21 protein-coding genes are annotated in these 21,883 nt (G+C 59.9%); 8 read left to right on the top strand and 13 right to left on the bottom strand.

Going from position 1 to position 21,883, the window contains the following annotated elements:
* Positions 1-182 precede the first annotated feature (182 nt).
* A complete protein-coding gene (locus tag AC6I7J_RS20460; protein WP_215800981.1) occupies positions 183-887 on the top strand; it encodes an MgtC/SapB family protein in 705 nt (234 codons plus the stop codon).
* Between the two features lie 24 nt (positions 888-911).
* Here AC6I7J_RS20460 and AC6I7J_RS20455 read toward each other — a convergent pair whose 3' ends face one another.
* From AC6I7J_RS20455 to cscK, 5 genes are all read right to left on the bottom strand, one after another.
* Positions 912-1,922: a substrate-binding domain-containing protein gene (locus tag AC6I7J_RS20455; protein WP_264252000.1), complete on the bottom strand. Its 1,011-nt coding sequence runs from the start codon at positions 1,920-1,922 to the stop codon at positions 912-914.
* A gap of 29 nt (positions 1,923-1,951) precedes the next feature.
* A complete protein-coding gene (locus AC6I7J_RS20450; protein ID WP_498007449.1) occupies positions 1,952-3,361 on the bottom strand; it encodes a sucrose-6-phosphate hydrolase in 1,410 nt (469 codons plus the stop codon).
* Complete coding sequence (locus tag AC6I7J_RS20445; RefSeq protein ID WP_021509443.1) at positions 3,361-4,731, bottom strand: sucrose-specific PTS transporter subunit IIBC; 1,371 nt, start codon at positions 4,729-4,731, stop codon at positions 3,361-3,363. The genes AC6I7J_RS20450 and AC6I7J_RS20445 overlap by 1 nt, the downstream gene beginning before the upstream one ends.
* 64 nt (positions 4,732-4,795) lie before the next feature.
* Positions 4,796-6,352, bottom strand: a complete 1,557-nt coding sequence (locus AC6I7J_RS20440; protein ID WP_498007448.1) for a carbohydrate porin — start codon at positions 6,350-6,352, stop codon at positions 4,796-4,798.
* A 130-nt stretch (positions 6,353-6,482) separates the two neighbouring features.
* Entirely contained in the window at positions 6,483-7,409 is a 927-nt protein-coding gene (gene cscK, locus AC6I7J_RS20435; protein ID WP_059010876.1) for a fructokinase, read from the bottom strand.
* 236 nt (positions 7,410-7,645) lie between these two features.
* On the opposite strand from cscK, the gene paoA reads away from it, so the two are divergent.
* The 5 genes from paoA (at position 7,646) to AC6I7J_RS20410 (ending at position 12,071) form a co-directional block, all read left to right on the top strand.
* A complete protein-coding gene (gene paoA, locus AC6I7J_RS20430) occupies positions 7,646-8,266 on the top strand; it encodes an aldehyde dehydrogenase iron-sulfur subunit PaoA (RefSeq protein ID WP_498007447.1) in 621 nt (206 codons plus the stop codon).
* Positions 8,263-9,219 carry an FAD binding domain-containing protein gene (locus AC6I7J_RS20425; RefSeq protein ID WP_059010878.1) on the top strand — a complete coding sequence of 319 codons (957 nt, stop codon included), beginning with the start codon at positions 8,263-8,265 and terminating at the stop codon, positions 9,217-9,219. The genes paoA and AC6I7J_RS20425 overlap by 4 nt, the downstream gene beginning before the upstream one ends.
* Positions 9,216-11,405: an aldehyde oxidoreductase molybdenum-binding subunit PaoC gene (paoC, locus tag AC6I7J_RS20420; RefSeq protein WP_498007446.1), complete on the top strand. Its 2,190-nt coding sequence runs from the start codon at positions 9,216-9,218 to the stop codon at positions 11,403-11,405. Before AC6I7J_RS20425 ends, paoC begins: the two co-directional genes overlap by 4 nt.
* 130 nt (positions 11,406-11,535) lie before the next feature.
* A complete protein-coding gene (locus AC6I7J_RS20415; RefSeq protein WP_104093611.1) occupies positions 11,536-11,787 on the top strand; it encodes a type II toxin-antitoxin system Phd/YefM family antitoxin in 252 nt (83 codons plus the stop codon).
* Positions 11,784-12,071 (top strand): type II toxin-antitoxin system RelE family toxin, encoded by a 288-nt coding sequence (locus AC6I7J_RS20410; RefSeq protein WP_058770149.1) that lies wholly within the window; start codon positions 11,784-11,786, stop codon positions 12,069-12,071. The genes AC6I7J_RS20415 and AC6I7J_RS20410 overlap by 4 nt, the downstream gene beginning before the upstream one ends.
* Positions 12,072-12,121: 50 nt before the next feature.
* On the opposite strand, the gene AC6I7J_RS20405 is transcribed toward AC6I7J_RS20410, so the two are convergent.
* From AC6I7J_RS20405 to AC6I7J_RS20375, 7 genes are read right to left on the bottom strand one after another with little or no spacing between them, the layout of a single operon-like run.
* On the bottom strand, positions 12,122-13,456 hold the full coding sequence (locus AC6I7J_RS20405) for a M20 family metallopeptidase (protein WP_498007445.1): 1,335 nt from the start codon (positions 13,454-13,456) through the stop codon (positions 12,122-12,124).
* A 3-nt stretch (positions 13,457-13,459) separates the two neighbouring features.
* A complete protein-coding gene (locus AC6I7J_RS20400) occupies positions 13,460-14,404 on the bottom strand; it encodes an ABC transporter permease (protein WP_282995709.1) in 945 nt (314 codons plus the stop codon).
* Entirely contained in the window at positions 14,401-15,342 is a 942-nt protein-coding gene (locus tag AC6I7J_RS20395) for an ABC transporter permease (protein WP_262258584.1), read from the bottom strand. The genes AC6I7J_RS20400 and AC6I7J_RS20395 overlap by 4 nt, the downstream gene beginning before the upstream one ends.
* An 11-nt stretch (positions 15,343-15,353) precedes the next feature.
* Positions 15,354-16,325, bottom strand: coding sequence for an autoinducer 2 ABC transporter substrate-binding protein (locus tag AC6I7J_RS20390; protein ID WP_058758760.1), 972 nt, complete (start codon positions 16,323-16,325; stop codon positions 15,354-15,356).
* Between the two features lie 24 nt (positions 16,326-16,349).
* On the bottom strand, positions 16,350-17,117 hold the full coding sequence (locus tag AC6I7J_RS20385) for an ATP-binding cassette domain-containing protein (RefSeq protein WP_058770147.1): 768 nt from the start codon (positions 17,115-17,117) through the stop codon (positions 16,350-16,352).
* Positions 17,110-17,766, bottom strand: a complete 657-nt coding sequence (locus AC6I7J_RS20380) for a TenA family protein (protein WP_159377741.1) — start codon at positions 17,764-17,766, stop codon at positions 17,110-17,112. Before AC6I7J_RS20380 ends, AC6I7J_RS20385 begins: the two co-directional genes overlap by 8 nt.
* Positions 17,766-18,611, bottom strand: coding sequence for a BtpA/SgcQ family protein (locus AC6I7J_RS20375; RefSeq protein WP_058770146.1), 846 nt, complete (start codon positions 18,609-18,611; stop codon positions 17,766-17,768). The genes AC6I7J_RS20380 and AC6I7J_RS20375 overlap by 1 nt, the downstream gene beginning before the upstream one ends.
* A gap of 27 nt (positions 18,612-18,638) precedes the next feature.
* Between AC6I7J_RS20375 and AC6I7J_RS20370 the strand changes: the two genes are divergently transcribed.
* Positions 18,639-19,502, top strand: a complete 864-nt coding sequence (locus AC6I7J_RS20370) for a PfkB family carbohydrate kinase (RefSeq protein WP_498007444.1) — start codon at positions 18,639-18,641, stop codon at positions 19,500-19,502.
* A 35-nt stretch (positions 19,503-19,537) separates the two neighbouring features.
* On the opposite strand, the gene AC6I7J_RS20365 is transcribed toward AC6I7J_RS20370, so the two are convergent.
* Positions 19,538-20,488, bottom strand: coding sequence for an ABC transporter substrate-binding protein (locus tag AC6I7J_RS20365; RefSeq protein WP_058758765.1), 951 nt, complete (start codon positions 20,486-20,488; stop codon positions 19,538-19,540).
* A gap of 341 nt (positions 20,489-20,829) precedes the next feature.
* On the opposite strand from AC6I7J_RS20365, the gene AC6I7J_RS20360 reads away from it, so the two are divergent.
* Positions 20,830-21,867 carry a LacI family DNA-binding transcriptional regulator gene (locus AC6I7J_RS20360; RefSeq protein ID WP_152390824.1) on the top strand — a complete coding sequence of 346 codons (1,038 nt, stop codon included), beginning with the start codon at positions 20,830-20,832 and terminating at the stop codon, positions 21,865-21,867.
* Positions 21,868-21,883: the final 16 nt, after the last annotated feature.

Genomic DNA, 21,883 nt, shown 5'->3' with positions numbered 1-21,883 from the left:
ACACCTGTCCCACACGATTACAATCGGTGCCGATGCTGAGATAGCCTCATCGCTGTCTTAGCCCTGCGTTAAGACGGTGGATTTCCCTCCCCCCTTTTTCCTGCGTTCTGTCTGGCCCCGCTGTAATCCATTCTTATAACCCTGAACATCCATTGCCCGGCGGTGATGGAGTGAGGTCTGACATGGACTGGAAAATCTTTTTATTGCGCGTCACGGTCGCGCTGATTCTGGGCGCGCTGATTGGCAGCGAGCGCCAGCTGCGCCAGCGCCTGACCGGGCTGCGCACCAATGCGCTGGTCAGCACCGGTGCCTGTTTGTTTGTACTGATGACGCAAAGCGTGCCGGGAATTGCCGCAGATGCCTCGCGCGTCGCCGCCTATGTGGTTTCCGGCATTGGCTTCCTCGGCGGTGGCGTCATTATGCGCGATGGCCTGAATGTGCGCGGCCTTAACACCGCGGCCACGCTGTGGTGTACCGCGGCGATTGGCGTGTTATGCAGCATGGGCTTGTTGCTGGAGGCAGGCATCGGTTGTGTGGTTATTCTGTGCGCCAACATCCTGCTGCGCGAGATGGCACAGGGTATCAATCGGCAGAGCATCATTACTGCGGAAGACGCCAGCCAGTATTACAAAGTGCAGATCATCTGTCTGGCGGCCGATGAGGTGCAGGTGCGCAGCCTGATGCTGCACAGCCTTGGCGGCAGCGGTCTGCGGCTGCAATCCCTGCACAGTGAGGATCTGGAACCCTCACACCGCATGGCGGTAAATGCGGAAGTGCTGGGTAAACCCAGCCTGACCGATCAGCTGGAAAATCTGGTCAGCCGCATCAGCCTGGAAAAAGGCGTCAGCTCGGTCAGATGGCAGGTGTGTGAGCCGGAGACCGATTGAGTCGTGAAACGCAATGCGGCTGCGCTACTTGCCAAAGCGCAGCCGCAGCGTTGCCGGCAGCACGGTATGCTGGCTGATGGGGTCATCGCCGTTAATCATGGTAGTGAGCAGCGTAAAACACTCCTGCGCCAGGCGCGGCACATCCTGCTCGACGGTATCGATCGGCAGTGTCAGTGAGTCATACAGATAGTGATCGTCAAAGCTGGCCACGCGGATGTCGCTGTGCAGCAGGTGATGCTGGCTCATGTAGCGTAACACCCCTTCCAGCAGGCCGCAGGCGGCGGTGAAAATCGCTTTGGGTGGACGCCCCAGCCGGGCGCACAGCGCGGCAAACATTTCATAACCGCTGCTCGGGTGATAGTTGCCGTGAATGATCCACTCCGGCCGTGGCGTCACACCTGCCCGCTCAAGACCCTGCATAAAACCGGCCAGACGGTCTTTGGTGGGTGACAGACGCGGCTGACCGCCGAGGAAATAAATCTCATCCGGATTGGCACGCGCCAGCCGTTCCACCAGCTCGGCAGTCGGCGTGACCGAATCGGTCATCACCAGCGGCAACTGCGTATCATTAACGTAGCGGTCAAACAGCACAATCGGCAGTTGATCGCTCAATTTGACGTAGTCACTGTCGCTTAACATGCTGGACGCCACAATCAGCCCATCCACCTGACGCGCCACCAGATTATCCACCACCACCCGCTCCTGCCCGGCGTTCTCGTCAGTGCAGGAGATCAGCAGCTGTAAGCCCGCCTCGCGACACAGATTTTCCAGCGCGTGCGAGAACACGGCAAAACCATGGTTGGTGATCTCCGGCACCACTAAACCCAGCGTATGGCTGCGATTATCGCGCAGCGAGCGCGCGTGAATACTGGCCTGGTAGTGATGTTCGCGCGCCAGCGTCACTACCCGTTCGCGCGTCTCTTTCGCCACGCGCAACTCTTTGCCACGGCCATTCAGCACCAGGCTGGCGGTGGCTTTGGACACCCCCGCCAGCGCGGCGATATCCGCTATGGTAACGCGTTTGGTTTTTCTCACGTCAGTGCATCGGTTAAGGAAACAATGACTTATTCTACCATGCACGGCCGCAACGACCAGTAGCGCGCCGTCACTTCTGCGTGTCCGGTCAGGGTTAATTGCGCCGGATGCGCCGGGAAGTAGCGGCTGCTCATCACCCCTTCCCCTTCATTAATGAAAATCTCAACGCTGGAGTGATCGCACAGTAACTGGAGCTGACTCACCGCGCCGCGCCAGTAACGGAACTGCCACTCGCCGTTTGCCAGACTGCGCCGCGCGAGCCGCAGCCCGTCGGCGCGCCACTCCAGCCGTAGCTGGTCGGCGAAATTCAGGGTGATGTCGCCCTGCCCGCTCAGCAGTAACTCCAGCCGCTGCGCATCAATGACCGGCGCATCATCTGCCGGGCCCTGATAGTGCTGTTCAGCGCTGCGCAGCGCCTGCAGTTCAGTAACCGGACGCTGGAACAGCCGGCCATCACGCGTGCCCAGTTCGCGCACGCAGGTCATCTGATGGATCCAGCCATTGGCCACCGTAGGCTGTAGCATCTCCTCGCCATCCGGCACGCCCATCCATCCCACCAGCAGCCGGCGTCCGTCGGCGGTTAGCGTGGTTTGCGGCGCGTAAAATTCGAAACCGGCGTCAAGCTCATGCAATTCGCCATGGTTAAAGCTGGCGTTAGCGTAATCAAGATCGCCGGAGAGCCACGCGCTGGGATGTGCATTGAGAAAACGATGCTGTTCCTGCGCAAGCCCCTGCGGACAGCAAATCAGGAAGGTGGTATCGCCGAGGGTAAACATGTCCGGGCATTCCCACATGTAACTGGCTGCCGCCAGCCCGTTCAGGCCGCTACCGGCAATCTCGCCCAGATTGTGCCACTGCCGCAGGTCCGCCGAGCGCAGCAGCAATACTTTGCCCTGCTTTTGCAAATCCTGCGCGCCCAGCACCATGAACCAGTGTTCGCCATGCCGCCACACTTTCGGGTCGCGCACGTGTCCGGTATAGCCGTCGGGCAGCGCGATCACCGGCCCGAGCTTGTCAAAGCCGCCCTGCGCATTCTGCACCGCCAGACACTGCCAGGCGGTACGCGCGCCATCGGCAAACTTCACGTTGCCGGTATAGATCAGGGTCAGCGCGCCATTATCGTCAACGGCGCTGCCCGAATAGCAGCCGCTGCGGTCATACTCTTCATCCGGCATTAACGCTATGGGTTCATGCTGCCAGTGCAGCAGATCGGCTGAACTCCAGTGGCCCCAGCATTTATGCTGATGCTGGCAGCCCAGCGCATTCCATTGATAGAACAGATGGTAACGCCCGGCGAAGTGAATAAAGCCGTTCGGATCGTTAAGCAATCCGGTGACGGGTGCCAGATGCCAGCCCGGATAATGCGCATCGTTCAGCGCGCGCGGCTGACCGCGCATCACCGCCTGTAAAATATCGGGTAACAATGTAGAAGCCGCCATTATTCCGCGTCCGTTTTGTATTTGAGCAGATAAGAGATCATAAATGCGCTGCTGAACGCAATCACCATGCCAATGGCATAGTTAAGCAACGAACTGGCCTGCACAATCGCCATGCCCGGCAGCCCGGTGAGACCGACAGCCGTCATATACACATGCACCGACACTACCCAGGCACCGCCCAGCGCGCCGCCAATCAGGCCGGCGATAAAGGGTTTCATAAAGCGCAGGTTGATACCGAAAATCGCCGCCTCGGTAATACCCAGCAGCGCTGAAAAGCCGGACGGCAGCGAGATGGCTTTGATTTTCACATCTTTGGTTTTGAACCATACCGCCAGACAGGCACCGCCCTGCGCCACGTTAGCCATCGCCCAAATCGGCAGCAGGAAGTTGACGCCAATCGCCGGATTGCCCAGCAGCCCGGCTTCAATCGCATGGAAGCTGTGGTGCACGCCGGTGATCACGATAACTGAGTAAAGCCCGCCAAACACCAGTCCGGCCAGCCAGCCGGCATGGGCAATCAGCGTGCTGAGGACGAATGAAATACCATCGCCCAGCATCCGCCCTGCCGGACCAATCACCAGCAGCGCAACGAAGCCGGCGATAATCACCGTCAGGAACGGCGTCAGGATCAGATCCAGCGCGTCCGGAATCACCCGGCGCAGCTGCTTCTCCAGCACGCTCATAAACCACACCGCCAGCAGCACCGGAAACACCGTGCCCTGGTAGCCGATCATCGCCACTTCGATACCGAAAAAGTTCATGGTATGGAAGCCGGCCGCCACGCCCCAGGCGTTGGTGAGCGCCGGATGCGTCAGGATGCCGCCGAGCGTGGCGCCGAGGAACGGGTTACCGCCAAACTCACGCGCCGCGGTGAAGCCAATCAGGATTGGCAGGATAATAAAGGCCGCCGAGCTGCACATATCCAGCATGATATACAGCGCGTTGTCGGGGTTAACCCAGCCGTAGGTTTTAACCATGCCGAGCAGTCCCATCAGCAGGCCAGAGGCCACAATCGCCGGGATGATCGGTACAAAAATGTTCGACAGCAGACGCGCAATACGCTGGAACGGATTGAGCTTGCGCGCGGCGATGTCCGCGGCTTCAGATTTACTGGTTTCACTGATGCCAGCTTCGCGGATAAACGCGGCATACACTTTATTCACCACGCCAGTGCCAAAAATCACCTGCAGCTGTCCGGCATTGCGAAAACAGCCCTTCACACCCTCCAGTTTGCCAATCGCGGCGGTGTCGGCTTTGGCATCATCCACCAGTACCAGGCGCAAACGTGTGGCACAGTGCGCCGCACTGGCGATATTTTCCCGGCCTCCCAGCAGCGGCAGCAGCGACCGGGAAAGAGTAACAAAATCCATAGTAACCTCTGTTTTTGGTTGTTATGCCATCATGCGCTAAGCGGCCCGCATGCGGGCCGTTTCATCAGAACCAGGTTTCCATTTGCACGCCAAAGTTCCACTCGCCGCCGGACTTAAAGCCGGTGCTGCCAAAGGCGTCATCGCTGGCGTAGTTATCCAGACGATGATCCCAGTCCATCCAGCTGGCGAACAGGCGGATTTCCGGACGCTTGAGGAATTCGCCCACGTCGCTGGCTTTGAGCGTGGGGGCAACGGTGAGCTTGTAGAAGTTGCCGCTGACGGCCTGGCGATTGTTATAGCCTTCAGGCCGCAGATCCATGTACTGATATGAGCCTTCATACTGCATCTCAAAGTTCTGGGTAAATTCCTGTATCAGGCGCAGGTTCACGGTGGCCCACTCATAGCTGTCGCCTTTGACATAGCGGTCTTTGCTGCTCTGCGCCAGCAGCGCCGGCGCGATGTGCCAGCCCGCGCCCAGCGGCGTCATGCCGTAGCTGGCGAGCCGCCAGGTGTTCGCCTGCGGCAACAGCGCGCCGTCGGAACCAATACTCTTCACTTCTGCACCGAGGCCATGACCGTACAGCAGCGCGGTTTTCGCTGAACCTTCACCCAGACCGTAGAAGCTGTCGTTGTGCAATCCGACCAGGGCGTGCACACCGTCACTGGCGGCATCACTTTTCACGCGGTTGCCGTCAATATCGGTGCGCTGATCGTTATCTTTCGCGCGCATGCCGCTCACCATCAGCTGCAGCGGCCCGACGAAGTTATTCAGCGACAGAATGTAGTTTTGCGCGGTGTTGTCGTTATTTTCGATGTCCCCGAAGGTGCGACCATAAATCGACAGGTTGCTGCGGGCGTCATCGCCCCACTTCATGTCGTAAATACCGGCCCCTGTTCCGGCGAGAAACACCACATCGGAATCGATCCAGTGGATGTCGAAGTTATCGCGGTCGAAACGCTTACCGGCCCACACCGTGGAGTCTTTGAACGCACCGGTGAAGGTCGGTAGCTGCCCCAGTTCGACAAACGCCTGACGCAGGTTGAGATCGCTGCTGGCGGCAGTCCAGTCGTTGTAGGTGCGCTGTCCGTCGGCCAGCATCGCCTTGAAGCGCGTGGTGGCACCGTTGGCCAGCGTTTGTTTATGTTCGAGGTTAAGTTCAACGTAGGTATCCGGCTCATTGCCGAGCCGCCCGACGTGACCGCCGGTCTCACCGGCTGGCGTGACGGTGGGCCCGCCCAGAGTTTTCGCAGCGGAGCTGTTCATCAACAGGCCAGAGCGTGCGTAGCCATGAAACTCAAAGCCCTCTGACTCGCTGCTGGCGGCGGGCGCAACAGGCTGAGCGGCGCGCGGTTCGGTCTGTGCGACGGCAACCGGCGTCGGGTTCTGCTGCTGCACCACAGCCAGCTTTTGCACCTGCTGTTCCGCCGCCTGCGCGCGCTGCTCCGCCACGCTGGCACGCTGTTCAGCCGCGGCTAGCCGTTTTTCCATCGCCGCCAGGCGCGCTTCAATACTGCTCATGTCGTCTGCCGCCCAGGCTGAGCCTGAGCCTAATACGGTACTAAGGGTTATCGCGATTATGCTTTTTTTCACTGTTTTGCATCCCTGAGGCAAGGCTATCATCAGATGTATTTTTTTGCTAAACCGGTTTAGGCACCGCATCATAGCGGTGCCATTTTTTAAAGCGCAATGGATTTTGCTAAACCGATTTAGTGGATGTGAGATACATCGCAAAACAGGGAAAACGGCGGGGTCAGATACTGTGCTGCTGTAGCTGTTGATGGTTGGGTAACGCGGTCATCGCGCCTTTGGCGGTAGTGGCCAGCGCCCCGCACGCCTGCGCCGTGCGCAGGCAGGCCGCCAGCTGCGCTTCATCCGCCGGCAGGCCCTGCTGCGCCAGTTCCCACAGCAGTCCCGCCACGAAGGCATCGCCGGCACCGGTGGTATCCACGCTGATCACCGCGCGCGCGGGATAGTGAATTTGCCGGCCATTAAAATAAGCACGCACGCCAGCGCTGCCCTGCGTGACTAGTAACAATTTAACGGAGAAGCGCTGCGCCAGTTGCGCGATGCCGCTGTCAATGTCGGCGGTGTCCGTCATAAAGGCCAGTTCTTCCACGGAGAGCTTCACCACATCCGCCCGTTGCAGGGCCGCACTGAGGCATTGCAACAACTCCGCCGCATCGGACCACAAATCGAGACGGATATTGGGATCGAAGCTGACAAAACCGCCCGCCTCACGCACGCGCTGCATGGCGGTTAACGCCGCCGTGCGCGACGGCTCGGCGAGTAACGCAATCGAACAGCTGTGCAGCCACTCGCCACACTGAAATCGCGGCAAATCGTCCGGCGTGAGAAATAAGTCGGCGCTGGGGCGCACCATGAAGGTGAAGGTACGCTCGCCCTGCTCATCCAGGGCCACGACCACCGTGGAGGTGCGCTGCTGCGCATCTTTGCGCATATGGGAAACATCCACCTTTTCCTGCGCCAGCGTGCGACACAAAAACTGGCCAAAAGGATCGTCGCCCACCCGTCCGATAAATCCGCTACTGCCCGCCAGCCGGGCGATACCCACTGCCACATTGGCGGGCGCGCCGCCGGGACACTGCAACAAACGGCCTGCGTCATCAGGCAGCAAATCCACTACGGCATCACCCAGACACCAGATACGTTTCATCATGATTTAGTCTCACTTAATCGCTAAAACGGTTTAGCAAAGCATGCATATTAATCATGAATGTGGGTATTTGTCACCGTGAACAGTCCGACAGGCTTCAGACTTGTCCGTTGCTGAGATCCGTTTCCCCCTGCCGCATGGTCGTCTGCGTATTGACGTCTATGCTTAAAGTTTTCCAAAACCTTATAAAAATCGGTGTCATTGAGATTTCATTTCGCCACTTGTCCGGAGGCAAAGGCATGAGCAACCCACGCGATGAGAAGACGCAGCGGTATTCACCGCAGCAGGAAGAGACAGAGCGAGCCCGGCTGACAGCCGGTGCCGGTTCCGCCGCGCCGGCCCCCGTCACGGTGCCAGTCACGCTGCAGGTGAACGGCGAACCTCAGCAGCTTAACGTGGATACCCGTACCACGCTGCTGGACGCGCTGCGCGAACATTTACACCTGACCGGCACCAAAAAAGGCTGCGATCACGGTCAGTGCGGCGCCTGTACCGTGCTGGTCAATGGCCGGCGCATCAACGCCTGCCTCACTCTTGCGGTGATGCAGCAGGATGCCGAAGTGACCACCATTGAAGGCGTCGGCACGCCTGATGATCTGCACCCGCTGCAGTCCGCCTTTATCCGCCACGACGGCTATCAGTGCGGCTACTGCACGCCGGGGCAAATCTGCTCCTCGCTGGCGGTGCTGCAGGAAATTGCGGCGGGCATTCCCAGCCATGTCACGGGCGATCTGACCGCCGTGCCAGCGCTGAGCGATGAAGAGATTCGTGAACGCATGAGCGGCAACATCTGCCGCTGCGGCGCCTATGCCAACATTCTTGCCGCCATTGAAGAGTACGCCGGAGGCCAGAAAGCATGAGAGCCTTTACCTTTGAACGGGCTGCGACGCCTGCACAGGCCGCCAGCAGCGCGATGCAGCATCCGGGCGCACGCTTTATCGCCGGCGGTACCAATCTGCTCGATTTGATGAAGCTGGAAATTGAAACCCCGTCGCACCTGATTGATGTTAACGGACTGGCGCTGGACAGCATTGAACCCACCGCCGGGGGCGGCTTACGTATTGGTGCGCTGGTGCGCAATACCGATCTGGCGGCAGATGCGCGCATCCGGCGCGACTATGCCGTGCTGACGCGCGCGCTGGTGGCGGGTGCTTCAGGCCAGCTGCGCAATCAGGCCACCACCGCTGGCAACCTGCTGCAGCGCACGCGCTGTCCCTATTTTTATGATGTTAATCAACCCTGTAATAAGCGTCAGCCGGGTACGGGCTGTGCCGCACGCGAAGGATTCAGCCGCCAGCATGCGGTGGTGGGGGTCAGCGAAGCCTGTATTGCCACCCATCCCAGCGATATGGCGGTGGCGATGCGAGTGCTGGATGCGGTGATTGAAACCGTCAGCCCTGATGGCAGCCAGCGCGCTATTCCCATCGCTGAATTCTACTGCGCACCGGGCGACACGCCGCATATCGAAACCGTGCTGCAGCCGGGTGAGCTGATCGTCGCGGTTACCCTGCCTGCACCGCTGGGTGGCACGCACATTTACCGTAAGGTGCGCGATCGCGCTTCTTACGCCTTTGCGCTGGTCTCAGTAGCAGCGGTTATCCTGCCTGAGGGTGGCGGCCGGGTGGCCGTCGGCGGCGTGGCCCATCAGCCGTGGCGCAGCGCGGCGGCGGATGCTGAACTTCCTCACGGGGCACAGGCGGTCTGCGACGTGCTGTTTGCTGATGCGCGTCCCACTGAAGCCAACCGATACAAACTGTTGCTGGCGCAGCGCACGCTCGCCTCAGCGATCGCGGAAGCGAGGAGCAACGCATGAAATTTGACACACCTGCAACCGCCAATCCTATCGACCAGCAGCGCGTCGTCGGCCAGCCGCTGGCACGCATCGACGGGCCGTTAAAAACCACCGGCTCGGCGCATTACGCCTATGAATGGCACGCTGAAGCACCGGATGCGGCCTACGGTTATGTGGTCGGCGCGCCAGTTGCCAAAGGCAATATTCTCTCGATTGACACCCACGCCGCAGCACAGGCACCGGGCGTGCTCGGCATCGTCACCGGAGCAACCGCCGGTAAGCTCAACAAGGCAGAGCGCAACACCGCGACGCTGCTGGCAAATAATAAAATCGAACACTACCACCAGGCCGTGGCGCTGGTGGTGGCGGAGACCTTTGAGCAGGCACGTGCAGCCGCGCAGCTGGTTAAGGTTAACTGCCAGGCTGAAACGGGAGCTTACGATCTTGAAGCGGCCCAGCCAGAGGTGACAACGTCACCCGAAGGTGAGCCGGATAAAACACTGGGCGACGTCGATGCTGCCCTGCACAGCGCAGCCTTTACGCTGGACGCCACCTACACCACGCCCGATCAAAGCCATATGGCAATGGAACCGCACGCTTCCATGGCGCTGTGGCAGGACGATCACCTGACGGTCTGGACCTCGAATCAGATGATTAACTGGTGCCATACCGACCTGGCGCACACGCTCGACATGCCGATGGAAAAGGTGCGCGTGCTGTCTCCTTACGTCGGCGGTGGCTTCGGCAGCAAACTGTTTTTACGAAGCGATGCGCTGCTGGCGGCTCTGGGCGCGCGCGCCGTGGGACGCGCGGTGAAAGTGATGGTGCCGCGCCCGATGATCCCCAACAACACTACGCACCGGCCAGCGACGCGGCAGCGCATCCGATTAGCTACCGATGCGCAAGGCCATCTCACCGCCATTGCCCATGAAAGCTGGTCCGGTAATCTGCCGGGCGGAACGCCGGAAACTGCGGTGCAGCAGACTGAATTACTCTACGCCGCCGCCAATCGGCTTACCGGGCTGCGCCTCGCCGAACTCGATCTTCCCGAGGGCAACGCGATGCGTGCGCCGGGTGAAGCACCCGGTCTGATGGCGCTGGAGATTGCCATGGATGAAATGGCCGCCATCGCCGGTATCGACCCGGTTGAGTTTCGCATCATCAATGATACACAGGTCGATCCGCTGCATCCGGAGCGCTTCTTTTCACGCCGCCAGCTGGTGCAGTGCCTGCGCACCGGCGCCAGCAAATTTGGCTGGGCGGAGCGCTGTGCTAAACCCGGGCAACGGCGCGAGGGGCGCTGGCTGGTGGGCATGGGCGTGGCAGCCGGTTTCCGTAACAACCTGCTGGCGCCCTCTGCCGCGCGCGTGCAGCTGGATGCGCAAGGCACAATCACCGTCGAAACCGACATGACCGATATCGGCACCGGCAGCTATACCATCATCGCCCAGACGGCAGCCGAGATGATGGGCGTGCCGATTGAGCTGGTCAGCGTGCGGCTCGGCGATTCGGCGTTTCCTGTCTCGGCGGGTTCGGGTGGCCAGTGGGGAGCCAACACCTCCACGGCCGGAGTGTATGCGGCCTGCGTCCGGCTACGCGAGAAGGTTGCCGCTCAGTTGGGTCTGGATGCGGAAAGTGCAGAGTTTGCCGATGGGCACATTCACGCCAACGGGCAGCGCCTGCCGCTTACTGCGGCGGGTCCGCTGATGGCGGAAGAGACCATGGAATTCGGCGATCTGGACAAAACCTTCCAGCAATCCACCTTTGCCGGCCATTTCGTCGAAGTGGCGGTCGACAGCGCCACCGGCGAAGTGCGCGTGCGGCGCATGCTGGCGGTGTGTGCCGCGGGGCGCATCCTCAACCCCAAAACCGCGCGCAGTCAGGTGATCGGCGCGATGACCATGGGCCTCGGCGCCGCGCTGATGGAGGAGCTGGCGGTGGACACCCGGCTCGGCTACTTCGTCAATCACGACATGGCAGGCTATGAAGTGCCGGTACACGCCGATGTGCCCGAGCAGGAGGTGATTTTCCTCGATGACACCGATCCGGTCTCTTCGCCGATGAAAGCCAAAGGCGTCGGTGAACTGGGGCTGTGTGGCGTCGGTGCCGCTCTGGTTAATGCGGTCTACAATGCCACCGGCGTTCGGGTGAGAGACTATCCGGTGACGCTGGATAAGTTACTCGCCGCGCTGCCCGATCAGCCGTAATGCAGGCCCCCTCCGCCAATGCATGCGGGCTGGCGGAGGGGGGAAAATGTGAATGGCTAAGCCGTCAGGACTGGTTAACAGGTCATCAAGCTGATAATATTGAGACCTGTTAACCAGTCTGGAGAGACGTATGCCAAACATCATTCTCAGCGATATGAGCGCCAGCGTCAGTGAATTAAAAAAGAATCCTATGGCGACCGTCAATGCGGGAGAAGGCTTGCCGGTGGCGATTCTCAATCGTAATCAGCCCGCCTTTTATTGTGTTCCCGCACAACTTTACGAGCAAATGCTGGAAGCGCTGGACGATCAGGAACTGGTTAAAAAGGTAACTGAACGCCAACAGCAGCCGCTGATTGACGTGGATTTGGACAGCTTTCTGTGACATGGACAGTTAAGTTCAGGGAAGAAGCCCTGAAGGAGTGGCATAAGCTGGATAAAGCCATTCAGCAGCAGTTTGCCAAAAAGCTCAAAAAATGTTGTGAAAATCCTCATATCCCCTCAGCCAAATTGCGTGGCATTAAAGACTGCTACAAAATTAAACTCAGGGCTTCCGGGTTTCGCCTGGTTTATCAGGTGATTGATGACCAGTTGATCATCGCCGTGGTCGCGGTGGGTAAACGCGAGCGCAGTGACGTTTATCACCTTGCCAGTGACAGAATGCGCTAACGCATGACGCCGGCCCTCTGCGGCCAGCGTCACTGCGGTGGTTAATGCTCTCAGCGCCCCGCTTCCTTCGCCAGCCCGCACCAGTGCACCAGCGTCAGCGCAATGGCTTTGGTACAGGCCACCAGATCGGCAATCGGCACATGTTCGTTAGGCTGATGCGACAACGCCGGATCGCCGGGACCAAAGTTGACCGTCGGCGTCTGGCCCAGCGTGCTGGGCAGGCCAATGTCGCTGTGGGCACCAAAGCCGGCCAGCTGCGGATTCAGTGCCGCGGCGCTGACACCCTGCTGAAAAGCGCTGACAAACGGATGATCGGCCGGGATCTCGGCGCAGTCGGCATCCAGTATCCACTCCACGCGCGCCGGATGCTTTGCCAGATAGGGATCCAGCGCGCATACCTTCGCCACGTGCGCCTCAATCTCCTGTTTTACCTTACCGCCCAGCCCCATCTCATCCTTTTCTGCCGGCAGATACTGCACGTCTATGACGATCTCGGCGCGGCCGGCAATCGACGCCGGATGCTCGCCCACTTTTAGCTGCGTCACGATAATCTGGTTGGGCAGATCCATGAGTGGATGGTTTTTGTCGGGCTGCGTCTGCCAGCGGCGGTTCAGCACATCGAGCCCGTCCAGCATCTGGCGACACAACATCACGGCATCAACCGGACCGCTGCTGTCCCAGCTGTTCGGCGTTAATTCCGCATGGCCGCCGATGCCATCGAGGATGATGCGCGCCCACAAAATGCCGTGGCAAATCGGCGCGATGCGGTTGGCAGTGGGCTCCGTCATGATACCGGCATCGGCTTTGAAGCCGCGATCCACCATTGCCAGCGAGCCCATGCCGCCGATCTCTTCATCCACTACCGTGGTGAACACCACGTCGCCGGCCAGCTGCACGTTGAGATCCTGCAGCAGCTCCACCGCCATCAGCATGCAGGCCACGCCGCCTTTCATATCGACCGCGCCGCGGCCATACACCGCCTCGTTGCGGATCTCCGGCACAAATGGATCGCTGTGCCAGTGCTCCGCCGGACCCGGTGGTACCACGTCAATATGGCCGGTAAGCATCAGCGACCTGCCGCCACCGGATCCGCTCAGGGTGCCGCCCAGATTCGGCCGGCCTTCGAAGGTGCGGCCTTTATTGGCGCCCGGACGGCCCTGATACTTCTGGTACAGCGCCGGGCCATCCGGATCCCACAAATCAGTGTCCATGCCCAGCGCCATCAGCCGCTGCTGCAGATAGCACTGGCAGTCGCGCTCGCCTGGCCCGGCCTCGCGCGGATCGACCTTTACCACCGAGGGAAACGCCAGCAGGTCGCATAATGTCTGCGCGATACGCTGCGCGCTGGCATCGACGTGTGCGCTAATTTTTTCAGTCAGACTCATGTGTTATCTCCGATAGATAAAAAGTCGTTGTGCCATTAACACCATGATTAACAGCATGCCCACCACGCCCAGTTGCCACACGCTGTTCAGCCCCAGCTGCAACATGCAGGTTTTGAGGGTGACCAGCATCAGCGCGGCGGCGAGAACGCCAGCTACGCTGCCGCGCCCGCCAAAGATCGCCACGCCACCCAGCAGCGCGGCGGTCAGCGACTCCAGCTCAAGATTCACGCCGATTTCCGGACGGGCGCTGCCGAGCCAGCACAGGGAAATAAAGCCGGCGCAGCCCGCCAGCGCACCGCTCAGGCAGTAAACCAGCAGCCGCAGGCGATCGACCGGAATGCCCACCAGCCGCGTGGCGTGCTCGTTGAAGCCGCAGGCGTAGATCCATTTGCCCCACGCGCTATTGCTGAGGATCAGCCACGCCAGCAGAAACGCCGGGATGACACAGGTTAAGAAAGGCAACGGAACGGACAGCATGGCCGCCCGGCCCCACTGCGTCAGCAGCGGCGGCACGCCGGCCAGCGCCGCACCGCCGGTTAATGCCAGCGCCAGGCCGGAGAACAGATAAAAACTGCCCAGCGTAACGATCAGCGGCCAGAGGCGTAAGCGCGCCACCAGCAGGCCGTTCAGCGCGCCGGCCAGGCTACCGCTCAGCAGGCAAATCAGCGGCAGCCAGCCGGACGCAATGCCCTGATCGAGCGCCAGCATGCCGATGACCGCCGAGAGCGAAACGTTACCGCCAACCGACAAATCAATGCCGCCGCCGCCAGTCATCACCACCAGCGACTGCCCGAGCGCCACCAGCGACAGCAGCGTGGCAAACTGCAGGATGGAGGTCAGCGACCATGCCGCCAGCATCTGCGGCAGCACAATCGCGATGGCGCCCAGCAGCAACAGCCACAGCGCCAGCAGCAGCGTCAGGTCGGGGGCTTTGCGCCACAATTTCATGCCAGCCTCCTTAGCGATAACAGCCGCCCACTGGCTGCTTCACTGCTCAGCACCAGCAACAGCACCGCCCCGGTGACCACGGTTTGCCACAGCGAGGGCACGCCAATCAGCAGCAGGCCATTTTGCAGAATGCGCAACAGCAGCACGCCGAGCAGCGTGCCGAGCAGACTGCAGGAGCCGCCGGTAATGCGCGTGCCGCCCAGCACCACTGCGGCAATCGCCTCCAGTGCCAGCGTGCCGCCGACGGTCATCTCCACGTTACGATAGGTGGCGATGTAGCAGGTGGCGGCCAGGCCGCACAGCACGCCGCTGAGAGCAAAGGTCGCGACACGCACCTGGGTTACCGGAATGCCCGCCAGCCGCGCTTTTTCTTCGGAGTTGCCGGCGGCCAGCAGCCATAACCCGTACGGCGTATGGCGCAGCGCCAGCCACACCAGCGCCCAGGCCGCGATAATCAGCCAGGCCATCAGCGGCAGCCCCAGCAGCGGCCGCATCAGCGCGTGCGTCAGATCGCCCGGCAGACCGGAAAGCCACTGCCCGCCCAGCAGCACAAACAGCGCCGTGCGCCAGACGCCGAACAGCCCCAGCGTGCCAACAATCGCCGGAATGCGGCCAATCACCACTACCAGCGCGGTGATCAGCCCTGCCAGCAGGCCAATAAGCGGTCCGGCCAGCGCCGCCAGCAGCGGGGATTGCAGCATCAGCAGTTGTCCAACGCCCCACGCGGCCACGCCCATCACCACGCCCACCGAGACGTCCACGCCGCCCATGGCGATCACCAGCGTCATACCCAGCGCGATCAACAGCAGTTCGCTGCTGTTGCGCAGAATGGTCAGCAGGTTGTCAGCGGTGGCAAACCACGGCGAAAACCACGTAAAGCAAGCGCCAGCCAGCACGGCGATCGCCAGCAGAACGATTTCCCGCGAAGTCATATGCATCACAGGCCTCGTCAGAATTTGAACTGGTCGACGTTATCTTTGGTGAACACCGCCGGCTTGCCGAGCAGCAGCACACCGGTTTTGCTGTCAAAGGTCACCGGTTGGGCAAAGCCGGGAACGTGGTTTTCGGCGGCAAAGGCTTTCCCGTCGATCAGCTGTTTGCCCGCCCACACCGTCAGATAGCCAAGCTTTTCCGGGTCCCACAGCACGGTATAGCCAAACGCCCCGCTTTTCAGATAGGCGCGCGCGGTGTTCGGGCTGCAGAAACCGCTGCCAATTACCTTGCCGTTTTTGCCGGCGGTTTCGATGGCCTGCGCCACGCCCGGACAGGTTGTAGAGGCCATGGCAATCACCCCTTTCAGATCGGGGTTAGCGGACATCAAATCGGTGGTGATTTGCGCCGCGCGGCTGGCGGAGCCGCCGGCGTACTGGGGTTTGAGCAGCGTAATGTGCGGGTATTTGCTTTTCACCCGCTGCTGCATAAAGCCAATCCAGCTGTTGAGGTTTGACGCGGTGGCTTCGCCGGAGACGATGCCAATTTTGCCGCGCTCGCCGACGCGTTTGACCATCTCATCGATCACCGTATCGCCCAGGCCCTCATCGGTGGCCTGCGCCACATAGACCGGCCGCCCGCTGTCGGGCGCATCGCTGTCGCTGGTGAACAGATGCACATTACTCGCCTGCGCCTGCGCCATCACCGGCGCAATACTGGAGGCATCCAGCACGCTGATGCCAATCGCATTGACCTTCTGCGCAATCAGGTTCTGCACGATCTGCAGCTGATCCATCGGGTTGGTATCTACCGGACCGCTGTAGACAAACTCCACGCCGAGATCGTGCGCGGCGCGCTTGCCGCCCGCCTCCATCGCCTGAAAATAGGGAATACCGATGATTTGCGGCACGAAGGCCACCTTTTGTGCCGCGAAGGCGTAACCCGATACCAGCAGCGACAGCGAACAAACAGCAGTAGCAATGCGATGCATGATGATTTCCCCTGGTGTGAGTGCTTAGGTGTTTTCGAAAATGCGCGCATCAGGATGCGCACCGGTAATGAGTGCAACGATTTCGTCTGGCGTGGTGTCCGCGTGACGGCGCTCGGCGATTTTGCGGCCGCGACGAAACACCACCATGCGATCGGCCACGGCAAACACATCGCTGATGTTGTGGCTGATCAGCACCACGGCGCAGCCGCGTTCCGCCAGGCGGCGCGTCAGCTGCAGGACTTTCTGCGTCTCCGCGACCGCCAGCGCGGCGGTGGGTTCATCCATGATCACCAGCTGCGCGTTGAGATTGAGTGCGCGACAGATCGCCACCGCCTGGCGCTGGCCGCCGGACAGACTGCCAACCGCCGCTTCGGCATCGGAAATGTGCGCATCGAGTTCGGTCAGTAGTCGATCCACCGTTTCGCGCATCGCGCGGCGGCGCAGAAAAGGAATGCCGAGCACGCGGCGCTTCAGCTCGCGGCCAAGAAACACGTTCTCGGCAATCGACAGATTCTCTGCCAGCGCCAGCTCCTGATAGATGGTGGCAATACCGTGCTCGGCGGCCTGGCGCGGCGAGGTGAATTTCACCGCCCTGCCGTCTACCCACAGCTCGCCGTCGCTGGCGCTATACGCTCCGGATAACACTTTGGTAAAGGTCGATTTGCCTGCGCCGTTGTCACCCAGCAGCGCCAGCACTTCGCCGCGATGGATCGACAGATTGACCTGGCTTAGCGCTGTTAACGCGCCGAAGCGTTTGCCAATGTTGCGCGCTTCGATGAAACAGCTAGTCATGGGCGCTCTCCGGATAAGCCGCGCTGTGGAAATCGATCTCCCACTGCAGCACGCGGGCGTAAAGCTGCGACAGCTGAGCCTGTTGCGCCGCGCTGAGCGTCAGTGCACACTGGTCCAGCTCGGTTTTCAGCCACTGCGCCTGCTGATGGAACTCGTCTTCGGCATGCATCTCTACCCAGCGGCGCACGTCAGCGTCCTGCTGCGATTGCGCGCTGACGCGCAGGCACCAGTGGTAATACATCCACTCGGCACCGAACATCAGGGTGATGATTTCCGCATAGCTGCCCTGCTGCGCGACTTTCAGCATGCCATCGCGGAATGCGCTGACGCCGGGCAGATCGTCCGGATAATCCGCTGGCTGAATGCCGCGCCGCGCCAGCACCGCCTCAAACCAGGCGATTTGCGTATCCACCAGCGCATTGAGCACGCCAATCAGCCAGCGCTGCTGACGAATGCCGGGTGCCTTGCTCACCGCCAGCGCAAAAATAGCGATGGCGGTGGCGACGAAGTTACCCTCAAACACCAGATAGCGATTAAACACGCTGTCCGGCAGCCGATCGTGCTCAATGTCGACGACAAAGCGGTGCTGCTGCATCGCCTGCCATAGCGCCTGATGCTGCGTCAGCAGCCGGTCGCTGAAGCTTTCCATCACGCCTCCTCCAGCGCAGCCTGCGCCACCGCCATAAAGTGCTTCACGCGCGCAAGTTCCACCGGGTTCCACCACACGCCATCAACTTTCAGCGTGCTGGCGACAATCACCCCCTGCGTGCGGCCAAGGATCTGGCAGACGTTGTCCGGCGTCACGCCTGAGCCCACCAGCAGCGGCAAGGCCGTTGCGGCGCGGATTTCGTCGATCTCACTCAGCGTGGCGCTGTCGCCGGTGCGCTGGCCGGTGGCGATCACCGCATCGGCTTCGAAGAAGTCGACGTCACGCGTCAGCTCCTGAATCGAGCGGTCGGCGACAATCGCGTGGCTGCCGTGTTTAACATGGCTATCGGCAAACACGCGGATGTGATCGGCCCGCAGCTGATTGCGATAGCGCAGCGCTTTAGCGGCTGCCCCTTCGATAAAACCTTCATTGGCGATATAGGCATTGGCCCACTGGTTAACGCGCACAAAATCTGCCCCGCCGGCTAATGCCGTAGCAATCGCCGGAATTGCCGCATTGGCCAGCACGTTAATACCCAGCGGTGCAGCAAAACGCTCGCGAATTTTATCGGTGATCACCGCCATAAATGCCGCTGTTTCCGGACCAATATCGTCGGGCTTGGCAAAGGGAATATCGCCATGATTCTCAACGATTAAACCGTGTACGCCGCCAGCCAGATAATTATCCGCATCGCGCAGAGCGCAATCGATAATTTCACTCACCGATTTACCACGATATTTCGGCGAGCCGGGAAAAGCATCACAGTGAATAACACCAATCACCGCTTTACTGCGTGAAAAAATATCTTGTATCGCGTTACTTTTTTCTGCTGATATAGAAGCCATCTCTTTCACCTTATTAACGAGAAAACTATGCGTGTCTATGTTGCAGGCAATATTGTGGTGGATGAAACCTGGTCCATCGATCAACTCCCTGAAAAAGGCGCCTCAATTCATGGCAAAAAAATTGCGCAGGATATCGGTGGCAAAGGTGCCAATCAGGCAATCATACTTTCGCGTTGCGGCATCGATACGCGCTTAATTAGCGCCACCGGCGATGATATTAACGGCCAGTGGATCCGCGAACGCATCCGGCACGAGAAATTAACCTTACTGCCGCCTCAGTTTTTGTCTGCTCACAGTGACACCTCAATTATTTTTAATAGCAGCGATGGCGATAATGCCATTATTACTACCACCGCCGCGGCCGACGCGCTGGCAGCGGATATTATCCTGGCTTACTTAGCCGATGCCGCTGCCGGCGATATTCTGCTGCAGCAGGGCAATTTTTCTACGGATAAAACCCGCCGGTTATTTAGCTGGGCAAAAGCGCACGGCTTAACCACGGTATTTAATCCTTCGCCGGTCAATCCGGACTTCGCCGATCTCTGGCCACTGATTGACATCGCGGTAGTCAATCAACCGGAAGCCGATCTGCTGCAACCCGCCGGCGTTAACACGCTGGTAATTACCCAGGGTGCTGCCGGTGCGCTGCTGATACGCGGCAATCAGCGCGTGTACTGCCCGGCGATCAACGTCGCGGCCGTCGATACCACCGGCGCCGGTGACACCTTCCTCGCCGTGCTGCTGGCGTCTGCCCTGCTGCGCGGCGTCGCGCCCGACCTGCTGGCGCTGCAGCATGCCAGCGCGGCGGCGGCGATCACCGTCAGTCGCACTGGCACGCTGAACGCGTTTCCCGATGCTGATGAATTACAACGTATTCTGGCACAGCGCTAAGCCCGGGCGCAGACGTTCGCGTCTGCGCCTGGCGGTTACTTAAACAGCGAACGGTAGCTATCGACGTTGGCTTTGGTCACCACCGTGGCCGGAACCAGAATGGTTTTGCTCACGGTTTTGCCGGCCGTCAGGCTATTCAGCGCTTTCAGCGCTTCTTCACCCATTTTCTTCGGATCCTGCTGCAGCACGGCGGTAACGTAGCCACCGTCAATGCCGCTGATGGCTTTTGCCGTCAGATCCCAGCCGAATACCTTGATGTCCTTCTGCCGTCCCTGGTTTTCTACTGCGGCAATGGCACCCAGCAGCGCCGGCTCGCCGGTGGCATAGATCGCGGTGAGATCCGGGTTGCCGGTAATCAGGTTTTCGGCAGCGGTCATGGCGTTGTCCTGAATATTCTGGCCATCGACCACATCGGCGACCGTTATCTGGCTGTTGCTTTTAATCGTCTCTTCAAAACCTTTCTGACGCTGGTTTTGGATGGCCGAATTGAGCGCGCCGACAATTCCCAGTCGCGCTTTGCCGCCCATCTCTTTCGCAACATAATCGACAAAGTATTTACCAAGGATTTTTCCGCCTTCGAGGTTATCTACGCCCACCTGCGCTGCCTGCGGACCGGCAGGCAATACGGCATCAATCGCAATCACCGGAATATTCGCCGCTGCGGCTTCTTTTATCGCTGGCATAATACCGTTGACATCGATTGCATCCACCAGAATGCCTTTCACTCCCTGCTGAATATAGTTTTCAATCGCATCGTTTTGCGCCACGGGATTATCATTGGCGTTATAAATCACCAGCTGTTTACCGCTGGCTTTGGCCGCTTCCTGCGCGCCCTGATTCATCAGGTTAAAAAAAAGCGCCTGCTGATTAATCTGGACTAACGCATAAGTGGGTGCGGCATGAGCCTGAACGCATAATGAACCTGCGGCGAGTAAACCACTCGCAATGAACAGTGAACGCAGTTTTCCGCTGAAAGATGACATCATTGAGTTCCTCGTCGGGAATAATAATAACCAGCGCTTCTCAGCGACGTACCGCTGAGCGTTTTTTTTGGCAGGTAAATATCAGTTCAATGATTCTGAGCACGGCGATAATGCCGTGTTTTGATGCCGCCGGCGTTGTCTTTTTCGGCATCCCATCCACTGGGAGTGCGGGGTGAAAAAAAACAATGTCGGGTTGGGAAGTTAATCCCGGTACTGCGGTAAACGCTTTATACAATTCGCCCGACGAATTTTTTTGTCAAGTGTTTATTTCTCCAGCAATGCAATCGGGAAAGCGCTGTATTAGTCGCGCTTAACTGTGTTACAGATAAGCCACCCCGGCAAACATGGCGGAATGGATGAGTACAAAACGCGTGTTGTTATCTGACGTGGCAAAGCTGGCTGGCCTGTCAAAAGCCACGGTGTCACGCTATCTGAATCACAGTATTGTGTTGCCGCAGGACACCGTTGACCGCATTGAAAGCGCGATCCGCACGCTGGACTATCGCGGTAATTCTCTTGCGCGGCGTTTAAGCAAAGGCGGCAGCGAAACCCTGGGCCTGGTGCTGCCGGATATCACTAACCCGTTTTTTGCCGAACTGGCGGATGCCGCCGAAGAAGCGGCGTCAGCGCACGGTTACAGTCTGGTGCTGTGCATCACGCGTAACAACCCGGACAAAGAGGCGCAGTTTATCCGCTGGCTGGATACGCGCCAGGTAGATGGCCTGCTGTTCACCACCAACCGGCCGGACAACGGCCTGCTGCGCGATGAAATTCAGCGGCAGCGCCATGTGGTGCTGCTGGATGAAGACATTCCCGGCAGTAACGTGCCGAAGGTCTTTGCAGATAACGTGCAGGGTGGCCGCATGGCCACCGAGCAGCTGATCGCCGCCGGGCACACGCAGATTGCGTTTATCGGCGGCCCGGAGCAGCTGATGAGCGTGCGCGAACGCTATCTTGGCTTTTGCACCGCGATGCAGCAGGCCGGTTTAACCGTACCGCCGCAATGGGTGATGTATGGCAACTACGAACGCGAATTTGGTCAGCAGGCGTTGCAGCACCTGTTCCGCTGCACGCCGCGCCCTAGCGCCGTGTTCGCCGCCAGTGACTATCTGGTGCTGGGACTGCTCGACGGTCTGCGCGCCATCGGCCTGCAGGCACCGGCGGCACTGTCGCTGGTCGGCTTCGATGACGCCAACTACAGCGATCTGACCCAGCCGCGTATCTCCACCATCCGCCAGCCAGCGCGCCAGCTGGGCCACACGGCGGTGAGCATCATGCTGCGCCTGCTCAACAACGACAGCAGCATCCCGATGGAGACACGTTTACCGGTGGAATGGATCGGTCGCGATTCGGTGGGATTTGTTAGCGATGTCCCAAAATGAGGCAAAACTGCACAAT

The organism is Type-C symbiont of Plautia stali (assembly GCF_059730935.1).
This window is presented reverse-complemented; position numbering and strand designations above follow the sequence as displayed.